Annotated in this window: 13 protein-coding genes; 8 read left to right on the forward strand and 5 right to left on the reverse strand. The window is 63.8% G+C overall.

What is annotated here, in order from left to right; genetic code table 11:
- Window positions 1-34: 34 nt before the first annotated feature.
- From JM946_RS16935 to serS, 5 genes are all read left to right on the forward strand, one after another.
- Window positions 35-2,359, forward strand: coding sequence for a DNA translocase FtsK (locus tag JM946_RS16935; RefSeq protein WP_203168521.1), 2,325 nt, complete (start codon window positions 35-37; stop codon window positions 2,357-2,359).
- A 6-nt stretch (window positions 2,360-2,365) separates the two neighbouring features.
- Window positions 2,366-3,022, forward strand: a complete 657-nt coding sequence (gene lolA / locus JM946_RS16940; RefSeq protein ID WP_203168522.1) for an outer membrane lipoprotein chaperone LolA — start codon at window positions 2,366-2,368, stop codon at window positions 3,020-3,022.
- A 6-nt stretch (window positions 3,023-3,028) separates the two neighbouring features.
- On the forward strand, window positions 3,029-3,430 hold the full coding sequence (locus JM946_RS16945) for a VanZ family protein (RefSeq protein ID WP_203168523.1): 402 nt from the start codon (window positions 3,029-3,031) through the stop codon (window positions 3,428-3,430).
- A 47-nt stretch (window positions 3,431-3,477) separates the two neighbouring features.
- Window positions 3,478-4,716, forward strand: a complete 1,239-nt coding sequence (locus JM946_RS16950) for a replication-associated recombination protein A (protein ID WP_203168629.1) — start codon at window positions 3,478-3,480, stop codon at window positions 4,714-4,716.
- 143 nt (window positions 4,717-4,859) lie between these two features.
- On the forward strand, window positions 4,860-6,140 hold the full coding sequence (serS, locus tag JM946_RS16955) for a serine--tRNA ligase (RefSeq protein ID WP_203168524.1): 1,281 nt from the start codon (window positions 4,860-4,862) through the stop codon (window positions 6,138-6,140).
- A gap of 91 nt (window positions 6,141-6,231) precedes the next feature.
- Here the strand turns inward: serS and JM946_RS16960 are convergent, their stop codons facing one another.
- Window positions 6,232-6,906, reverse strand: coding sequence for a Bax inhibitor-1/YccA family protein (locus JM946_RS16960; RefSeq protein ID WP_203168525.1), 675 nt, complete (start codon window positions 6,904-6,906; stop codon window positions 6,232-6,234).
- 376 nt (window positions 6,907-7,282) lie between these two features.
- Here JM946_RS16960 and JM946_RS16965 point away from each other — a divergent pair, with 376 nt between their 5' ends.
- The gene (locus JM946_RS16965; RefSeq protein ID WP_218042914.1) at window positions 7,283-10,000 is read left to right on the forward strand and encodes a LuxR C-terminal-related transcriptional regulator; all 2,718 of its coding nucleotides are present in this window, start codon (window positions 7,283-7,285) and stop codon (window positions 9,998-10,000) included.
- Between the two features lie 112 nt (window positions 10,001-10,112).
- Here JM946_RS16965 and JM946_RS16970 read toward each other — a convergent pair whose 3' ends face one another.
- Window positions 10,113-12,917, reverse strand: a complete 2,805-nt coding sequence (locus JM946_RS16970; protein ID WP_203168527.1) for a YncE family protein — start codon at window positions 12,915-12,917, stop codon at window positions 10,113-10,115.
- 192 nt (window positions 12,918-13,109) lie between these two features.
- Between JM946_RS16970 and JM946_RS16975 the strand changes: the two genes are divergently transcribed.
- Window positions 13,110-14,258, forward strand: a complete 1,149-nt coding sequence (locus tag JM946_RS16975; RefSeq protein WP_203168528.1) for a PepSY-associated TM helix domain-containing protein — start codon at window positions 13,110-13,112, stop codon at window positions 14,256-14,258.
- 32 nt (window positions 14,259-14,290) lie between these two features.
- Here JM946_RS16975 and JM946_RS16980 read toward each other — a convergent pair whose 3' ends face one another.
- From JM946_RS16980 to JM946_RS16990, 3 genes are read right to left on the reverse strand one after another with little or no spacing between them, the layout of a single operon-like run.
- On the reverse strand, window positions 14,291-15,481 hold the full coding sequence (locus tag JM946_RS16980) for a carbohydrate porin (RefSeq protein ID WP_203168529.1): 1,191 nt from the start codon (window positions 15,479-15,481) through the stop codon (window positions 14,291-14,293).
- Complete coding sequence (locus JM946_RS16985; protein WP_203168530.1) at window positions 15,478-16,809, reverse strand: sensor histidine kinase; 1,332 nt, start codon at window positions 16,807-16,809, stop codon at window positions 15,478-15,480. The genes JM946_RS16980 and JM946_RS16985 overlap by 4 nt, the downstream gene beginning before the upstream one ends.
- 5 nt (window positions 16,810-16,814) lie before the next feature.
- Window positions 16,815-17,489, reverse strand: a complete 675-nt coding sequence (locus tag JM946_RS16990; RefSeq protein ID WP_203168531.1) for a response regulator — start codon at window positions 17,487-17,489, stop codon at window positions 16,815-16,817.
- Window positions 17,490-17,749: 260 nt separating this feature from the next.
- On the opposite strand from JM946_RS16990, the gene JM946_RS16995 reads away from it, so the two are divergent.
- Window positions 17,750-18,772: a right-handed parallel beta-helix repeat-containing protein gene (locus JM946_RS16995; protein ID WP_203168532.1), complete on the forward strand. Its 1,023-nt coding sequence runs from the start codon at window positions 17,750-17,752 to the stop codon at window positions 18,770-18,772.
- Window positions 18,773-18,840 lie beyond the last annotated feature (68 nt).

Below are 18,840 nucleotides of genomic sequence, written 5' to 3' on the forward strand. Positions count from 1 at the left end.
GTCTTTCTTATGCAAACTTGTGGGGTGAGTCGAGTTGGCCAGTAGGGCTGAAGTTCGCAGCGATGGACTGCGCTTGGGCGCGACAGTCGTGCGGTCATTGCGCGAGGGCGCCCTGTGGGTGTTCGGCGCGCTGGCGTTGATCGTACTGGCAGCGCTTCTGACCTACGACCGCAACGATCCGTCCTTCGCCACCACCGGCGAGCCCGGACCGATCTCCAACGTCATCGGCCCGTTGGGTGCGCACATGGCGGGGTTGCTCGTGCTGCTGTTCGGCGCGCCGGCCTTCCTGTTTCCGGTGATGATCGCCTTCGCCGGCTGGCTGCTCTATCGGGATCGCACCAAGGATGACGCGCAGTCGCACGCCACGCTCGCGTTTCGCGGCTTCGGATTTCTGCTCACGCTTGCGACCAGCTGTGGTCTTGCGAGCCTGCATTTCACGATCGGCAGCTACCCCGATTCGGCCGGCGGCGTGCTCGGCTCTCTCGTCGGGCAGGGGCTCGATTCGGGTTTGAGCTTTCTCGGCGCCACGTTGCTGCTGCTCGCGCTGTGGCTTGCGGGCGTGTCGCTCTTCATCGGCCATTCCTGGATCGAAGTGATGGACGCCACGGGGCGCGCCACGCTGCGCGCGTTCGAGTGGCTCACCGCCCGACTCAGCACCGCGCGTGAAATCAAACAAGGCCGCGAGGTGAAGGAGGCGCGCGCTGAGGTCATTCGCGAGGAGAAGAAGCGCGTGGCCTCGCGTCCGCCGCCGAAGATCGAGCCGGCGGCGCCAAAGGTCGAGAAGAGCGAGCGCGTCGAGAAGGAGCGTCAGGTCGCGCTGTTCGAAGCGCCCGCTTCGACGGAGCTGCCGCCGCTGTCGCTGCTCGATGACCCGCCGCCGAAGCAACAGGGCTACTCCGCGGAAGCGCTCGAGGCCATGTCGCGCCTCGTGGAATTGAAACTGCGTGATTTCGGCGTCGAGGCTGAGGTCGTCGCGGTCAATCCCGGCCCCGTGATCACGCGCTTCGAGCTCAGCCTGGGCACCGGCGTGAAGGTGAGCCAGATCACCAATCTCGCCAAAGACCTCGCCCGAGCGCTCTCGGCCATCAGCGTGCGCGTGGTGGAAGTGATTCCGGGCAAGTCGACGGTGGGTCTGGAGATCCCCAACGAGAAGCGCGAGATCGTGACCTTGGGCGAGATCATCAAGTCCAAGGCTTACGATGAGATGGCCTCGCCGCTTGCGCTGGTGCTTGGCAAGGACATCAGTGGCGGTCCGGTCTGCGCGGATCTGGCCCGCATGCCGCACTTGCTGGTGGGCGGCACCACCGGCTCGGGTAAGTCGACGGCCGTAAACGCGATGGTGCTGTCGCTGCTCTACAAGGCCTCGGCCGAGCACGTGCGGATGATCATGATCGATCCGAAGATGCTCGAGCTGTCGGTGTACGAAGGCATCCCGCATCTGCTCGCGCCGGTCGTGACCGACATGAAGGAGGCGGCCAATGCGTTGCGCTGGTGCGTGGCCGAGATGGAGCGCCGCTATCAGTTGATGGCGGCGTTGGGCGTGCGCAACCTCGCCGGCTTCAATCGCAAGATCAAGGAAGCGCAGGAGGCCAAGCAGCCGATCCGCGATCCGCTGCTGATGAAGATGCTCGGCCCCGAGGGCGATCCGAACGAGGTGCCGTTCCTCGAGCCGTTGCCGTTCATCGTGGTCATCGTCGATGAGCTCGCCGACATGATGATGATCGTCGGCAAGAAGGTCGAAGAGCTGATCGCACGTCTTGCGCAGAAGGCGCGCGCTTCGGGCATTCACCTGATCCTCGCGACCCAGCGTCCGTCGGTCGACGTGATCACCGGCCTCATCAAAGCAAACATTCCGACACGTATCGCCTTCCAGGTGTCGGCGAAGGTGGACTCGCGCACGATCCTCGATCAGATGGGCGCAGAAGCATTGCTCGGTCACGGCGACATGTTGTTCCTGCAGCCGGGCACCTCGGTGCCGGTGCGCGTGCACGGCGCGTTCGTTTCCGACCAGGAAGTTCATCGTGTGGTCGGCAGCCTGAAGGGCGCGAACCCGCCGTCGTACGTGAAAGAGATTCTGGAGGGACCTTCTACGCCGATTCCGGGTCTGAAGGGCGAGGAAGGCGAAGGCGGCGAGGGTGGCGAGGGCTCCGATGGCGAAGCCGATCCTTTGTACGATCAGGCCGTGAAGATCGTGGTCGAATCGCGCAAGGCCTCGATCTCCGGCGTGCAGCGCCGCCTGAAGATTGGTTACAACCGCGCGGCGCGCATGATCGAGACCATGGAGGCGGCCGGGCTCGTCGGTCCGCTGCAGTCCAATGGCTCGCGCGAAGTGCTGGCGCCGCCGCCGGCCGAAGAGTAGGTGTCGATGACACGTTTTTCGATCGCCAGCCGTGTGCTGGCCGCGTTGTGGGTGAGCCTGGTCGCTCAGGTGACCCTTGCGGCGTCCGATCCCGCGGCCGGCCGGCAGAAAGTCGAAGGCTTTCTGCAGGGGCTGCAGTCGCTGCAGGCGCAATTCAAACAAACCTTGAACGATCGCAACGGACTCACCATCGAGCAGGCGAGCGGTACGCTGGCGATTCGCCGGCCCGATCGCTTCCGTTGGGACTATCGCGAGCCGAACGAGCAGGTGATCGTCGCCGATGGCTCGCGCATCTGGCTGTATGACGCCGATCTCGAGCAGGTCACGGTGCGCAAGCTCGATGACACCTTGTCGGCGACGCCTGCGATGTTGCTGAGCGGGCAGGGCAATCTGCAGGACAACTTCACGGTGATCCAGACCTCGCAGGAGAGCGGCCTGTTCTGGGTGCGCATGGAACCCAAGCGCGACGACACCGATTTCAAGTGGGTGCGTCTGGGGTTCGATGGCGCGACGCTCAGGTTCATGCAACTGGCCGACAAGCTCGGTCAGACCACCAGCCTCGAATTCTCGCAATTGGAACGCAATCCCGCCCTCGATCCGTCACGATTCACGTTTACTGTGCCGCCTGGCGCCGATGTGATCGGCGACGCCTCCAGGAATTGATCATTGATGCTGTCATTACGTTTCCCACGGCTGTGGCTGGGGCTGGGTTGGTTTGCCGTGGCGCTCGCGATCTTCGTGTGTCTTGCGCCCATCGAGAAGCTGCCGCAGCCGCCCACCTTGAGCGATAAGGCCGAGCACTTCATCGCCTATCTGCTGCTGGCGGTGTGGTTCGCGGGCATCTACGAGCGCCATCGGTATTGGATCATTGGCGCCGGGCTGCTCGTTATGGGCATAGGCATCGAGTTCGCACAGAGCGCCATGGGCTTGGGAAGGCACGGCGACTTTCGCGACGTGATTGCGAACGCAAGCGGCATCCTGGCCGGGCTGACGCTGTGCTGGTTCGGCCTCGGCGCCTGGATGCAGTGGGTGGAAGCGCTGGTGAGCAAGACACAGGTCGGCAAATCGTGAACCTGCCGCTCGAGCAAGCCCTCGATGCGCGACCGCTCGCGGATCGCATGCGGCCGGCGTCGCTCGAAGAATATATCGGCCAGTCGCATTTGTTTGGACCGGGCAAGCCGCTGCGACGCATGCTCGAAGGCGGCCATCTGCATTCGATGATTCTTTGGGGGCCGCCCGGCACCGGCAAGACCACGCTGGCGCGGCTCGTCGCTCAGCAGTGCGATGCGCAGTTCATCTCCTTGTCCGCCGTCATGGCGGGCGTGAAGGACATCCGCGCGGCGGCCGAGCAGGCGCAGGAGGCGCGCAGGGCGGGGCGTCGCACGGTGTTGTTTCTGGATGAGGTGCATCGGTTCAACAAGGCGCAGCAGGATGCGTTCTTGCCTTGGGTGGAAGATGGCACCTTGGTGTTCATCGGCGCGACCACCGAGAATCCCTCCTTCGAGCTCAACAACGCGTTGCTGTCTCGCGCTCGCGTGTATGTATTGCGTTCGCTGACGGAAGATGACATCCGGCAGGTGCTGGATCGTGCGCTCGCTCGTCAGTCGAATGATGTGAAAGTGACCGCGGAGGCGCGGGCGCTCGAGCTCATGGCCAAGGCGGCCGATGGCGATGCGCGCCGCTCGTTGAACATGCTCGAGCTTGCGATGGATCTGGCGAGCGATGGCGATCCGCCGGTGATCACCGAGGCGATTGCGGGCGAGGTCGCCTCCGGTGGCCTGCGACGTTTCGACAAGCAGGGCGAGGCTTTCTACGATCAGATCTCGGCGCTGCATAAATCGGTTCGCGGCAGCGATCCGGATGCGGCGTTGTATTGGTTGTGCCGCATGCTCGATGGCGGCTGCGATCCGCGTTACCTCGCTCGTCGCGTGCTTCGCATGGCCTCGGAGGACATCGGTCTTGCCGATCCGCGCGGGCATACCCTGGCGCTCGAGGCGTGCGAAGTGTATGAGCGGCTCGGCTCGCCGGAAGGGGAGCTTGCGCTTGCGCAGGCGGTGGTTTTTCTTGCCTGCGCCGCGAAGAGCAATGCCGTTTACAAGGCGTTCAACGAGGCGATGCAGGACGCGAAGACCTTGGGCTCGTTGGATGTGCCCTTGCATCTACGCAATGCGCCGACGCGACTCATGAAGTCGCTCGGCTACGGCAAGGACTACCGCTATGCGCATGATGAGCCGGATGGCTACGCGGCGGGCGAGAACTACTTCCCCGAAGGCATGGAGCCGCGCAACTACTACCAGCCCGTGCCCCGCGGCATGGAAATCAAGATTGCCGAGGCGTTGGCCCGGCGCAAGAAATAGTCTGAGACTTTTCTCGGCTCGCGCTCGCCACCTCCCTGAGTTTTTCCTGTCCGGGCGCAGCCCCGAAAAACAACCTGCGGCTGCGTTTTGCGCCGCCGGTGGCTTAAACTCCCACGTCTTACGCCCCTAGACCTTTCACAGTCATGCTCGACCCGAAACTGCTCCGTTCCGATCCCGATGCCGTCGCCGCGAACCTCGCGCGACGTGGCTTCAAGCTCGACGTGGCTCAGCTCAGCTCCTTGGAAGAAGCGCGCAAGAAATGGCAGGTGCGCGCCGATGAGTTGCGGAATGAGAAGAACGTGCACGCCAAGAGCGTGGGCAAAGCCAAGGCGCAGGGTCAGGACATCGCGCCTCTGCTGAAGCAGGTCGAGACGCTCGGCTCGGAGCTTGCGGCCGCGGAGGCCGAGTTCGCCAAGGTTCAGCTCGAGCTGGAGAAGATCACGCTCGGCCTGCCCAACATGCTGCACGAGAGCGTGCCCGTCGGCCCCGATGAGTCCGCCAATGTCGAAATCCGTCGCTGGGGCGAGCCGCGCAAATTCCCGTACAAGCCGCTCGATCACGTCGAGCTCGGTGAGAAGCTCGGTCAGATGGACTTCGCCGCGGCCACCAAGATCGCCGGTGCACGTTTCTCAGTGCTCACCGGGCCGCTGGCCCGACTGCATCGTGCATTGATTCAGTTCATGCTCGATCTGCACACCGGCGAGCATGGCTATCGCGAAACGTATGTTCCTTATCTGGTGAATGCAGACTCTCTGACCGGCACCGGTCAGCTGCCCAAGTTCGAGGCGGATCTGTTCGGCGTGAAAAGCGATCCGGCGCTGTATCTGATTCCAACCGCCGAAGTGCCGGTGACGAATCTCGCCCGCGAGACCATCATCGAGGCGGATCAATTGCCGCTGCGCTACGTCGCGCACACGCCCTGTTTCCGCTCCGAAGCCGGCTCCTACGGCAAGGACACCCGAGGCATGATCCGTCAGCATCAGTTCGAGAAGGTCGAGCTGGTGCATCTGTCCAAGCCTCAGGACTCCTATGCCGAGCACGAGTTGCTGACGCGCAATGCCGAGGAGGTGCTCAAGCGCTTGAACCTTCCTTATCGCGTGATGGCGCTCGCGTCGGGGGACATCGGGTTCGGCTCTGCCAAAACCTACGATCTGGAAGTGTGGCTGCCCGGCCAGGATGCCTACCGGGAGATTTCTTCCTGCTCCAACTTCGAGGCCTTCCAGGCCCGTCGCATGCAGGCTCGCTGGCGTAACCCGGAGACGGGCAAGCCGGAGCCGCTGCATACGTTGAATGGCTCGGGCGTTGCGGCTGGCCGGGCTTTGGTCGCCGTGCTCGAGAACTATCAGGAGCCGGATGGCAGCGTGAAGGTGCCGGAGGTTCTGAAACCCTACATGGGTGGGCTCGACGTCATTCGCCGGCCGTAGAAACGACGCGATTGCAGCGGGCAAACAACGGGCAAACAAAAAGGGCGCTGCGTCAGCAGCGCCCTTTGTTTCTACCGCCGCGGCGGCGTGATCAGTCGTCGCCCGAGGCTGCCCCCAGCAGGTGGAGCAGGCTGGTGAACAGGTTGTAGATGCTCACGTACAGCGTCACGGTGGCGAGGATGTAGTTGGTCTCGCCGCCGTGGATGATGTTGCTGGTCTCGTAGAGGATCAGGCCGGCCATCGCGATCACGAACACGCCGGAGACCACCAGGGACAGCGTCGACAGCTCGAAGAAGTAGGCGACCAGGCCCAGCAGGAAGGCGCCCAGGATGCCGACCATCAGGAAGCCGCCGAGGAAGCTGAAGTCCTTCTGGCTCTTCACCGCGTAGGCCGACAGGCCGACGAAGGTCACGGCGGTTATGCCGAGCGCCGTCGTCACCACTTGCGAGCCGTTCGGCAGGAAGTTCAGGTACGCGCTGATGATGGGACCGAGGGTCAGGCCCATGAAGCCGGTCAGCAGGAAGGTAAACAGCAGGCCCCAGGCGCTGTTCTGGGTCTTATGCACCGCGAACAGCAGACCGAAGTAGCCTCCCAGGGTGATCAACAGGCCCGGATGGGGCAGGTTGAGCATCATGGAGATGCCGGCGGTCAATGCACTGAAGGCGAGCGTTGCGCCGAGCAACAGGTAGGTGTTCCGCAGAACTCTATTCGTCGTCAGCGCGGAGCCGCGTGCAGATGTTGCGACTGTGCTTGGATAAGAGGCCATGACTTTCGATTCCTCCGGTAGGTGTCCTGTTGGACCGCGTTCCGCCTCGCGAGTTGCAGGCCGGCGCGCCAGCCCCGGCATTCTACAGGGACCGGGACGTGCCGACTATGTGGTTGCAACGTTGTGAATTGCAAGGGGTTCCGTGACCCCTCGACTTGTCATAGAGGATGCCATGCGGCGTCGGCAGGCGCATTGACACTGCTGTCAGCAGGCTCGTAGATTCGCCGACCTGGCCTGATTGTTCCTTCGAAAGCTTGCAGTAACTGATTGCCGCCGCATCGGTTGCGGTGGCCCGTCCATCGCAACGCCTGCATGGGGACCTATGCGCACGGCACGGAAGCGCGACTTGCCGCCGATCGTCGGCACGGCCAGGAGCTTGGCCAGATCCACTTCGCCCAGATACAGCGCGCCCAGGGGCGCCTCAGCGCTGATTGCCCGCCCGGCGCTACAAGATCGAGTCGAATATGCGGGCAAGCTCGTCCTGCTGCTCGCGCCGCCTGGCGCCGGCAAGTCATCCCTGCTCAGCCAATGGAACGCCCGATTCGGCGCCAGCCACCGGATCGCCTGGCTGCTTTGTGACGCGCGCGATCGGGAACCGGCATATTTTTTTTCGTGTCTCGCCGCCAGTATCGATCAGGCGCTGCAGTGCTCGGCCCGGCTCGGAGGTGACGCGATCGGCGTCGAGGGGTTGGCAGAGAAGCTCGGTGCGACCGAGCAAGACATCTTCGTCGTCATCGACGACCTGCAGTGTCTGGACTGCGCCGAGGGCGAGCGGGCGCTGTCGTCCTTGATCCTGCGCTCATCGCCGTCCGTTCGTTGGGTGCTGGCCACGCGACGGGCGCCGCGGTTCGATCTGCAGCGCCTGAAGCTCGATGACGCGCTGACCTTGCTCGACGCGGCGGAGCTCGCTTTTCAATCCGAGGAGATCTCAGCGCTCGCGCAACTGCTGCATGGAACGGAGCTGTCGCCGACTGAAGCGACCGCGTGCGCTCGGCGCACCGAAGGCTGGATTGCCGGCGTGAAGCTGTCGCTCCTGGAAAGAGGCGAGCGCGTCGAAGGACTCAATCACGACATCAGCGCGTACTTCGCCGCCGCGGCCTGGCAGGACTTATCCGCGCCCTTGCGGGCGTTCCTGCTCGTCACATCCGTTCCCGAGCGGTTCTGCGGCGAGCTCGCTTGCGCCTTGCTCGAGGATGACACCGTCGCTTGCCACCTCGACGAGGTCGCTAGCCTGCAGCTGTTCGTGCGCGCTCTCGACAGCACACATCGGTGGTTTCGCTATCACGGCCTGTATCGAGAGTTTCTGCTCGCTCAGCTGCGCAAGAGCGAGCCGGCCCGCATCACCCAGCTGCACCGGGTCAGCAGCGACTGGTTCGCCCGGCACGATCGGCCCACCGAAGCGCTACAGCACGCCTTCCAGACTTCCGATCGGTCCTGGAGCGTGCATGTGCTGGCGCGATGCGTGGGCTCATGGCTGCGCACAGGCGAATTCCCCGAAGTGTTGCAATGGACGGCGCGACTGACGCAGTCGGAGATCATGAGCTGCATCACGGTTCGCGATGCGCACCTGATGAGCCTCATCTTCCTGCGGCAGTTCGATCGCGCGCGACTGGATCTGCAAGCCGCAGAACATGCCGCTCAGCGCGCCGCCGACGCCGAAGCCGCACCCGCAGCCGAAGCCGAAGTATCCGGGGGCGGCTCGTCAGCTCGCAAAGTCATGGCGGGTTCATCTGGCATCGAGGCCAGTAGCGAGCTGCAGCGACGCGCGCTGCCAGCGATGAAGCTGATGCTGGACATCATGACCGAGGCGGGCGTTCAGCTCACGGCATCGAGCGTGGAGGCGCTGAGCGTCGCCGAGGATCCGTATCTGTCGGCCAACCTATTCAACGTCGCCGCGTATCAGTTGCTCGTGGACAAAGAGTTCGACGCCGCACGTCGCCTCGCATTGCGAGGGCAGGAACTGCTGCAGGGAAGCGAGCACGTCTACGCGGCCGCGCAATCCTCCATCGTGTTGATGCTCATCGATCGGGCGGAAGGTCACGCAAGAGCGGCGGCCGAGACCTGCATGCAACTTTACGCTCGCACGCGAACAGGGCGTCGCAATCCCATCTGGGTGACGGCGACGACCGCCGCGGCCTCGGTGCACTATCATCACAACCGCCTCGCACAGGCCGAGGCGCTGTGCAGTGAAGTCCTGCCGTTGGTCTCGATGGCGCCCTCGCTCGAGAATCTCACGGTCGCGCACGTGGTGGCGGCGCGCCTGAAGTGTGCCGCCGCCCGATATGGAGAGGCGCTGCGACTGCTCGACTATCTGCACAGCGTGCTCGAAAGCAGCAACTGTCAGCGACTGCTCGCGCGCGTGTGCTTCGAGAAGGTGCGGCTGTGGCTGCTGCAGGAACAACCGTTGCGCGCACTCAAGGTGCTCGCCGATTGCGGCCAATCGTTCCACTTGGAAGATATCGAGGCGACGGCGCAGTCGTGGGAGGAGTATGCGCTCTCGCGGGTTGCGATCCTGATCCATCGCGGCTCATTCGAGACTGCGGCCATGCACTTGCAACGGCTGTGCGAGCGGGCCGAGGCGGCGGGCGATGTCTATGGTCGAGTGCGGGTGGAAGCGGCGCTTGCGACGTGTCGCTGGCAGGCGCACGAAGAGGAGGATGCGCTTCGATGGATGAATCACGCGCTCACGCTGACCGACCATCGCGGTTTCAGCAGAGCGGTGTTCGATGACGTCTACGGGCTCCCAATGGTGTTTGCCGCTGCCCTGAAGTCATCGCGCCTTGCGAAGCTGCCCCCGGCCGACTACTTCAAACGATTCCAGGACGTGCTCGCATTCGATCCGTATGAGCACCGGCCGACGCCCGAGTCTGCGCCTGTGCTCACCCAGCGTGAGTTGGATCTGCTGAAGCTCGTATCCATGGGATTGAGCAATCGCGACATCAGTCAACGCAGCAACATCACATTGCTCACGACCAAGTGGCATTTGAAGAACGTGTTCGCGAAGCTCGGAGTCAGCACGCGCATGGAGGCGGTGTTTCGTGCACAGGAGCTGCAACTGGTCGACGGGCGTCCGCCGTCGCCCTTGGCGCGCTGAGCGCTCCGGCCAGTCACCAGTCACTAGTCACCAGTCACTTCTCAAAAAAACGGTCGCCGTCAGAGTGGGGTGACGGCGACCGGGATGAAGTCTGCAGCTCAACTGTTATATGTCAGGGAACGGCCGCGATGCGCGCCCCCGAGCCGGGCGGCGCGCAGGTGAATGTGATCTCTTGACCCGGAATCAGCGCGAGCGCGCGGAACAATGGATCCGGCACGCTGATGCTGGTGCCCGAAGCCACGAACGCATCGGAGCTCGCGTTGTACAAGAATCCTCGTGGCGTGCCGGCGAGGTTGAGCTTCGCGACCAGGTCGCACTCCGTCACCGTGCCGTCCAGGATCTTCGAGGTGAACGGCGCGGCGGCGCGTGCTTGCAGCAGGTCGATGCGTGGGCCGACGGCGGCGGCGTTCGTCTTGGTCAGCGTGATCTGCTGACCCACGATGGGCGCAAGATCCGAGTCGAAGGCCAGCATGAACTGCTCCGCGTCACGCCGCGTCTGCTCGTAGGTCGCCGCCGGGAAGCCCACTTCCGGGGTCGGCGCGAACAGCACCGCCGAGAAGAAATGGAACATCGTGTCGATGGAGCCGTCGTGCAGGAAGCCGAAACCACGGATCTGATCGCCCATGTTGCCCGTGTCCGGGGTGGTGAAGAACGGCATGCCGGGGAAGCCGAACATGCCGACCTTCGTATAGGCATTGCGCAGGTGAGGGATCTTCACGATCTGCGGCAGGCCCTCGAAGCTCGCCTGGCCATCCGTGCCGAAGAAGCCCTGTGAGGGATCGAGGCGATGACAGCCTTCGCAGGTAAAGCCCGTGCCGGGACCCGCAGCAGGCGGCGCGCCATCGGCACGCCGTGGACCGAAGTAGAAATCGCGTCCACGTTGTTGCGACTCCGTGAGCGAGTTGTCGAGGTTGCGGATGGGATTGGGCGGCAGCTGCACTTCGAGTTGGAAGTCTGTGAAGCGCTGCATGGTGCTCAAATCCGGCACGCTCGAGCGGCCGATCAAGCCGTCGAACGCCACCACGAAGTTGTTGAACGAGAGCTCCGGATCGAACGCATCGGTCCCGAAGAAGCCGTGCGCGCGATCGCCACGCCAGTGCATCGCGCCGTGATTGCGCATGCCACGCAGCGTCTGCGTCGTCATCGGGCCTTTCATCGGATGGAAATCCGTCACGACGCCGGTGCCGTTGATGCGAGGCTGCGTGTTGAGCGCAGCGAAGTCCAGGCGGATCGGAATCGGGTTGCTGGTGACGATGTCATCCGGATTGCCCAGATCCCAGGCCAGATCGTCGTTGTCACCAAAGATGTGACAGCTGGCGCAGGCGGCCTCGCCATTGGCCGACATCTCGAGCGCGTCGTAGAGCAGGGGGCGGCCAGCGACCACGTGCGCAGGCTCGGGGTTCGCCAGGGGCAGCGCGGCCACTTCAGCCTTGGTGGTGAGGTTGATGACCTTCACTGCATTGTCGAAGCGCGTCATCACATACAACCGATTGCGGCCTTCATCGAGCGCAAGACCGCTTGGACCGCCGCCGCTCACGTTGATGTAGTTCGGGCTCGAGGTCACCGGGTTGAAGGTGTTCGCCTCGAGCGCCGCGGTGTCGAACACGCCGACCTTGCTCGAGCCGAACGCGGCCACATACAGCTTGCGCCCATCGCGGCTTACGACCATTTCGAGCGGCGTCGACAGGCTGTGATTCTTCACCGTGGGATCGAAGCCCGGATCGTGTGCGAGCAGGTCGTAGTTGATGTGCTTGTTCAAGTGGCGCGAGGTCACGGTGGAGCCTGAGATCACGCTGATGCGCGTCTCGGCGAGCCGGCCTTGCACGGTCGAGCCGCCGACCACGCCCGGGCCTTCGAAGCGCACCTGATTCACCGCTTCGGTATTGGAAACATACAACTTGCCGGTGCGCGGATTGGTCACCATGTTGAACAGCGTGGTGCCGACGTGCGAGAACGCGGCCTTCTGGGTCAGCGCGTTCGCGTCGATTGAGAACACGTCCTGATCCGGCAGGCGGAAGCGGACCGCGGCGTCCCAATTGCGGCCCAGCTCATCCTCCCAATGGCCGCTTGCCCGGTTGAACTTGACGATCAGGCCCACTTCCGGCGCGCGCTTGCCTTCGAAGTTGGTGAGCGGACCGGGATTGCCGCCGGGCAGTTCGTTGCCGGCGAAGGTGCAGGGCGTGTCGGGGTCGAAGCCGTCGCACACCATCAGCTCGAATACTGTGGTGGTTTGATTGCCCGATTTGAACGCCGCGGCATATACGGTTTTGCGATCGGGGCTCACCGCGAGCGCTCGCGGGGTATCGCTGAAGAACGTCATGATCTTGAGCGGCGTGCCGCCGAGGCTCGCGCCGAGATTCGCAGGATCGAATACCCACACGTCCGCGCGGCCCACGCCGGGCGTGGTGAACTGCGGATCGCCCGCGCCGGGGACCGACGCAATCGATGGATCGGTGCGATGCTGGCCGCGGTGCGCCGTCGTGATGAATGCCCGACCGTTCGTGCCGGCGAACACGATGTCGCGAGGCTCATCGCCGACCAGCAATGTTCTCGTGACTCGCGGCGTGCCGGAGACCGAGACGATGCTGATGCTGTCGGAGAGATGATTGACCACCCACACTTCGCCGCTGTTTCGGATCGCGACCGCCACGGGCTCGAGGCCCACCGACACTTCGGCGTGCTTGTGGATGCCCGAATGCGTGACGTTGTAGATGACCAAGGTGTTGTTGGGCGTGTTGACGGCGAACAATCGCGAGCCGTCGGAGGACAACGCCAGCGGTCGCACGTGACCGCTTTCGAAAGCAATGAAGGACGGTGCTGCCTGCACCGCAGGCGATATGATCGAGGCCGCCAGCAAGGCGCCGCTCGCCGCCAACCGTCGCCCCCACCGGGCGACTCCCCCTGAGCGCTTGAGCATGGGTTCTCTCCGTAGCCAGGCCAATCCGTTGTTCTGAACGGCTCGGACTGTACGCGCTCGTGGGGCAGGCTCGCGCCCCTCCACGGAGGGGGGGCGTTTATCATGTCATTGCAACGCCTGTCAGGCCTCTGTCAGCCAGGGCAGGCTAGGCTTGCGACCGTTCTTCCATTCATTCTCTACCGTTCCGCGCGCATGGCTAAAAGCAGGTTCTGGTTCCAGGCCCACTGGCTGGTGGGCATCACGGTGGGCGTGTTGCTTGCATTGATGGGAGTCACTGGCGCCATGATGTCGTTTCAGGATCCGATCCTCGAGGCGCTGAATGCGGATGCGCGCAAGGTGACGATGGCAGGTGAGCGCCTGTCGATGCCGGACATCATCGAGCGCGCCCAAACCGAAGCGCAGCGCATGGGCGCTCGCGTGCGCACCGTGACCGCGCCGCAGAGTGCGGACAGCGCGGTGCGCGTGCTGTTTCTATCCGGGCCCGGTGAGATCGTTCGCTATCTCAATCCGTATACCGACGAGTGGCAGCGTGGCGGCGCGCGTGGCGAGAAGTTCTTCGAGATCGTCGAAGAGATTCATCGGGGGCTGGTTACTGATCGCATCGGCGGCAAGTACGTGGGTCGACGCGTCGTGGACGCCGCCGCCGTGTTGCTGGTGGGCCTCGTGGCCACCGGTTTGTATCTTCGATGGCCGCGGCGGCTCACGAACTTCCGCGCATGGTTCGTGGTCGACCGGAGATTGAAAGGTCGCGGCTTTCTGTATTCACTTCATGCGGTCATCGGCACCTACGTGTTGCCGCTGCTGCTGCTGTCTGCGTTGACGGGCCTGTATTTCGCGTATGACTGGTACAGCTCGCTGCTCGAGCGTATGGCCGGGGTGCCGCCGGTGGCCGAGGAGCAGATGGCGGGCAAGCCGCTGGTGGCCGCGGATGTGGCGAAGGTGTGGAGCGCGTTCGAACAGGCGACCTCGCACGAGAGGGTGGGTCAGATCAGCCTGCGTCTGCCGAAACAGGCCGAAGAGCCGCTGCGCATTCAATATCTCGAGTTCGATCCACCGCACGCCACCGCGTTCAGCACCATAAAGATCGATCCCACCAACTCACAGGTGCTCTCGCATGTTCGCTATGCGGACAAGAGCACGGGCGCGCGCTTGCTCTCGAGCATGCTATCGATTCACAAGGGCGCCTATTTCGGCGTCGTGGGCAGCGTGCTGCTGATGTTATCGAGCCTTGCGCTGCCCCTGTTCGTGATCACCGGCTGGATGATGTACGTCGATCGCAGGCGGGTCGAGGAGCGCCAGCGCGCGCGCAAGCAGAAGGCGGCGAGCGCCGCGACGGTCTGATATTTGTTTGATGTGTCGATGAAGGCGGGCGCTCAGCCCGCCTCTTTGCTCCAGCTCAGCTCGAACCGAAGCCCCACCACCCACGCGTTGTCCAAGGTCGGATCCGTGCCCGGATTGATCACGTACTGCACGTCGGGCTGTAGCGCGAGCCACGACAGCGCCTGCACGCGATAGGTGAGCTCGATCGCGGTCTCGTGTCGCTCGACCGTTGTGCCGAGCGCTGCCTGGGCGCGACGGAACCTGCCGCCGTTCGCAGCGCTTGCGAGCGCAAGGCCGAATTGTTCTTCGCGCTCAGCGCTCGTGAATAGTGGCCCGGACCACACGACGCCCGCGCCCACGTAGCGGGAGATCTGATGCACGTCGGCGTCGGCCACGCCCACCCGTACGAAGCCGTTCAGTGAATGCTCACCGCGCGCCATGAGCGTTCCTTCGGCGAGCCCGTACACGCCGAGCGATTCGGTTCGACGCTGCAGCTCTTCATCGGCGAGGTCAGTGGAGCGTCCGGTGTGTCGCCACACCCCGAGCAGATATCGGCTCGCCTGCGTGGGCAAAAAAGTGATCTCGCCGGCGAGCAGCGCGCCTTCGTCGCTGTCAAGATCGAAAGTCGTTCGATGCGGACGCTCCGGATCGCCGACCGTGGCTTCAAACGCCGCAAGGCGCGCCTGCACGCGCTCGCTGTAATCCCAGCGCATGACGGCGCCCAATCCGGTGATCGGAAAGATGGACGGACCGTTCTCACCGACCTGGCTGAAGTCCGGGCCGATGCCGTGCGAGCTGTGGATGAACAGCAGGCCGGTCTCGTTCACATCCAGCTCACTGTTCAAATCGATCAGACCGGCCTTGAACGCGCCGGCGTCGAACGCGTGTTCGACCCAGGCCTGGTAGAGGCGGGTGGCGCCGTAGGTGTCGATGTTGCTGACCGTTTGGATGTCGCCCACGATCCGATCCGACAAGCTCGGATCGTTGTTGTACAGACCTGAGACCATGAAGGTCGTGCCGCGCCAGCCGAACGCGCGCTCGGCATCGAGCGTTGCGATGAGATCGATGTTGTCGAGATACGCGCCGTCGCGACGCACGCCGCCGCTCACGTTGCGCCAGGCTTCGCCCTTGTAGGCGCCCTCGATCACAAGCGCCGCGCCCGCCTCATCGGGTGATTCGGCGGCATCGAGCCCGATGGGCAACGCCAGTGCCGCGATCAACGCCGGCACGCCCGCAGTTCTCATGACAAGCTCTCTTGAATCCATTGGATCGTGAAGACCGCGCCGCCGTCGACGGCGTTGTCTGCTGTGATGGTGGCGCCATGCCTGGACAGAATGCTCTGCGCGATAGCGAGCCCGAGGCCCGCGCCTGCGCGACCTGGCGAGGCGCCGCGCCAGAATCTTCGAAACAGATGCTCGGCGCTCTCACGCGAGAAGCCCGGGCCGCGATCGCGCACGATGAGGCGAGGGCCGGGGCCCACCACGACGTCGATGCTGTGATTTTTGGGTGAATGCGCGATGGCGTTGTCGATGAGGTTGGTTAGCACGCGCGACAAGGCTTCAGCGTGGCCTTTGATCGAGCCGCCGCCCTCGTTCTTGAGCTCGATGTCACAACCGCGCGCCACGGCGACCGGCAACATGCGCTCGATCACATCGCGCGCCAGCGTCGGCAGATCCACCGCTTGCGTGAGTTGTGCATCGAGCGTGTCGGCCTGGGCCAGATCCAACATCTGGTTCACCAGGCGCGTCATGGCGGCCACGTCCTCGCGCAGGGCGTTCTTGGCCGGGCCCGGCTCCAACGCTTCGACCCGCAATTTCAGAATGGAGAGGGGCGTGCGCATCTCATGCGCGGCGTCGGCGGTGAAGGACTCCAACGTTTGCATGGCCTGCGCCAGCCGATCCAGCGCGCGATTCATCGCGAGCACGAGGGCGCGCACCTCGCGAGGCGTCGAGGGAACCGAGAGTCTCGTTTCCATCCGTGAGGGGTCGAGCGCGTCGACTTCCGAGGCCGCTTGCGACAGCGGCGCGAGCATCCGTCGCACGATGAAAACATTCAGCGCGAGCAGAAGGATGGTGACCGGGGCGACGGGCACGATGACGTGCGCATAGGCCTCGCGCATGAAAACCGGCGCGAACAGCGGCAATGACTTCCCAGTCACGCCGATCGTGAGCCAGGCGTCGTTGGGCAAGTGTCTCGATCCGTACAGCACGATGGGCGAGTCGTCGCGTGCGATGCGCGTCCAGTCGTGATCGATCGGCGCGGGCAGCGGATCGAAGGTTGCGGCGTTCTTCGCGTCCTGCTGAAAGCGGGGATGGCGCTTGCTGTCGTGGACGAGGAATGTCCAGTCCTCCGCGCCATAGGGAACATCCAGTTGCGCAAGCTGCGAGGCATCGCCGCTGGTGAGCGCCGCGTGGATGCGCTCGCTCTGCGCATTCACCCATTCCTCGGCGAGCTTGGGATGATCGGCGCTGTACAGAAACAGCACGCCGATGATCTCGATCAGCGAGACGATCACCGCGGCCGCGACCAGGCGGACGGAGATCTGTCGAACGAGGCTCGGACCGGAGGTCATGATTTTCAGGACTGCTGGAAGATGGCGTAGCCGATGCCGTGCGCGGTGCGCACGAGGACAGTGGCCTGCGCTGCGGCCAGACGTTTGCGAAGTCGCGACACCGCGCTTTCGAGCGCGTTTGGCGTGACTTCGTCGCCGAACGAGTAGAGGGACTCTTCCAGGTGACTGCGGCGGACCACCTGCTCAGCGCGTCTCAACAGCAACTCGAGCAATGTGACTTCGCGCGGCGGCACCTCGATGCGCTGCTCGTTGACGGTGACCATGCGTGTGGTCGTGTCGAGCGCAACGTTGCCCAGCTGCAGAACCACCCCGAGGCTTGCGCCTGGACGTCGCAGGAGCGCCCGGCAGCGCGCTGCGAGCTCGGCGATCTCGAAGGGCTTCACCAGATAGTCATCGGCGCCGCTGTCCAAGCCGATCAAACGATCGTTCAAGCCGCCGCGGGCCGTCAGAATCAGAATCGGCGTGGAGTCATTGCCCTCGCGCAGTTGACGCACGAGGCTCATGCCATCGCCATCGGGCAGACCGAGATCGAGCAGGATCAAGTCATAGCTCGCAGCCGCGCGCGCCGCGATGGCTTCTTTCAAGGAGCCGGCGCGATCGATGGCGAAGCCCTGGCGTGCCAGTCCGTCCAGGACGAGTCCCGCCAGCTGCGGATTGTCCTCAACCAGCAGCAGTCGCATGAGGAAGGCTCCGGCGTGCGCCGAGTTGGATGTGATCGGGATTCATTCTCATCAAATGATGGATAGGGACACGCGGCATAACGCGCAGCATAGGCGGCGGGGGCTGACCGAGACCTGACATGGACGAACTCGCAATGGAACGTCCGTGCTTCACTCACGTCCTTGCGGTGTGTGCCCGGCACCAGGCGGGGCCAACTTCGCATCTATGAGCATCGGCAGCTTGCCAACATACTTGACTCACCAACGTCGTGAGTCACCGCATGCCCGCGAAGTCGAGTCTGTCCCTCGCTCTGATCGTCGCTTTGCTGGCTGGCTGCTCACCGCCGCCGCAGGCGAGCTCGCTCGGTGAGAAGGGCGTCGCAGGTCCGCAGGTTCTTGTGGTGTGTCCGACGCAGACCATGGCGCCGGACTGCGCATTCTCCGGCGGCAGCGGCATTCAGGCGGCCGTCGACGTAGCCTCTGATGGTGACATCGTGCAGATCCGCGCCGGTACGTACTCGCCCAAAGCCGTACGGGATGTGCCTTATAAGATTCATACCATCCGTGGCTTCGTGGTCGTCGATGGCAAACAGATCAGTCTCGTGGGCGAGCCTGGCGCCGTGCTCGATGGCAGCATGGGGCCACGCACGACGGGACTCGTCCTGCATCGCTCGAGCGTCGAGGTGAGCGGGTTGAAATTCACGGGCTTCAAGTTCGAGGTCGAAGAAGATGAGATCTACGAAGGCCACGGCATCTTCGCCATCGACAGCCGCGTGCGCCTTCGCGATGTCACGATCGAGAAGTATCAGAAGATGGCGCTCACGGGCCGTGGCTCCACGGATCTCGATGTCGAAGACGTTCGCATCCTCGACGGGCACGTCGCGATCTGGCTGGATGAGTACGCGCACCTGCGTTTGCGCAACTCGCTCATTCGCGGTAACGACTCAGCCGGCATCGCCGCATACACGAACTCGACCGCACACGTGTCGAACTGCGTGTTCGATGGCAATCTCGACGATGCGTTGTACGGGGAGCAGGAGGCGACGATCCATGCAACGAACTCGATTTTTCTGAACAACAAGCCTTATGTGGCTCGGGCGACGGGGAACAGCAAGATCTGGATCGGGTACAGCGGGCTATTCGGAAACGAAAATGGACTCTTGGCGAAGGATGCGGCGGTGGCGAGGCAAGGGGCGAATGTGATCGAGGGCGATCTGATGTTGGATGCGGCGTATCGGGTGAGCGAAGACTCGCCCCTGTTTAGCAAGGGCGATCCGGCATTTGGGATACCGGGTCTGAGGTAGCCCCTGCCATCCATCTGAATCATCCGGCTCGCATGCGATTGACTGAGGCGCTCAGCATCCAGGAACGT

Source organism: Steroidobacter gossypii, from assembly GCF_016801985.1.
Taxonomy (GTDB): domain Bacteria; phylum Pseudomonadota; class Gammaproteobacteria; order Steroidobacterales; family Steroidobacteraceae; genus Steroidobacter; species Steroidobacter gossypii.

Excerpts from the sequence above, each read along its gene's own strand:
- lolA (WP_203168522.1), top strand. The coding sequence starts at position 2,366 with ATGACACGTTTTTCGATCGCCAGCCGTGTGCTGGCCGCGTTGTGGGTG.
- JM946_RS16945 (WP_203168523.1), top strand. The coding sequence starts at position 3,029 with ATGCTGTCATTACGTTTCCCACGGCTGTGGCTGGGGCTGGGTTGGTTT.
- JM946_RS16950 (WP_203168629.1), top strand. The coding sequence starts at position 3,478 with ATGCGGCCGGCGTCGCTCGAAGAATATATCGGCCAGTCGCATTTGTTT.
- serS (WP_203168524.1), top strand. The coding sequence starts at position 4,860 with ATGCTCGACCCGAAACTGCTCCGTTCCGATCCCGATGCCGTCGCCGCG.
- JM946_RS16960 (WP_203168525.1), bottom strand. The coding sequence starts at position 6,906 with ATGGCCTCTTATCCAAGCACAGTCGCAACATCTGCACGCGGCTCCGCG.
- JM946_RS16970 (WP_203168527.1), bottom strand. The coding sequence starts at position 12,917 with ATGCTCAAGCGCTCAGGGGGAGTCGCCCGGTGGGGGCGACGGTTGGCG.
- JM946_RS16975 (WP_203168528.1), top strand. The coding sequence starts at position 13,110 with ATGGCTAAAAGCAGGTTCTGGTTCCAGGCCCACTGGCTGGTGGGCATC.
- JM946_RS16980 (WP_203168529.1), bottom strand. The coding sequence starts at position 15,481 with ATGAGAACTGCGGGCGTGCCGGCGTTGATCGCGGCACTGGCGTTGCCC.
- JM946_RS16985 (WP_203168530.1), bottom strand. The coding sequence starts at position 16,809 with ATGACCTCCGGTCCGAGCCTCGTTCGACAGATCTCCGTCCGCCTGGTC.
- JM946_RS16990 (WP_203168531.1), bottom strand. The coding sequence starts at position 17,489 with ATGCGACTGCTGCTGGTTGAGGACAATCCGCAGCTGGCGGGACTCGTC.
- JM946_RS16995 (WP_203168532.1), top strand. The coding sequence starts at position 17,750 with ATGCCCGCGAAGTCGAGTCTGTCCCTCGCTCTGATCGTCGCTTTGCTG.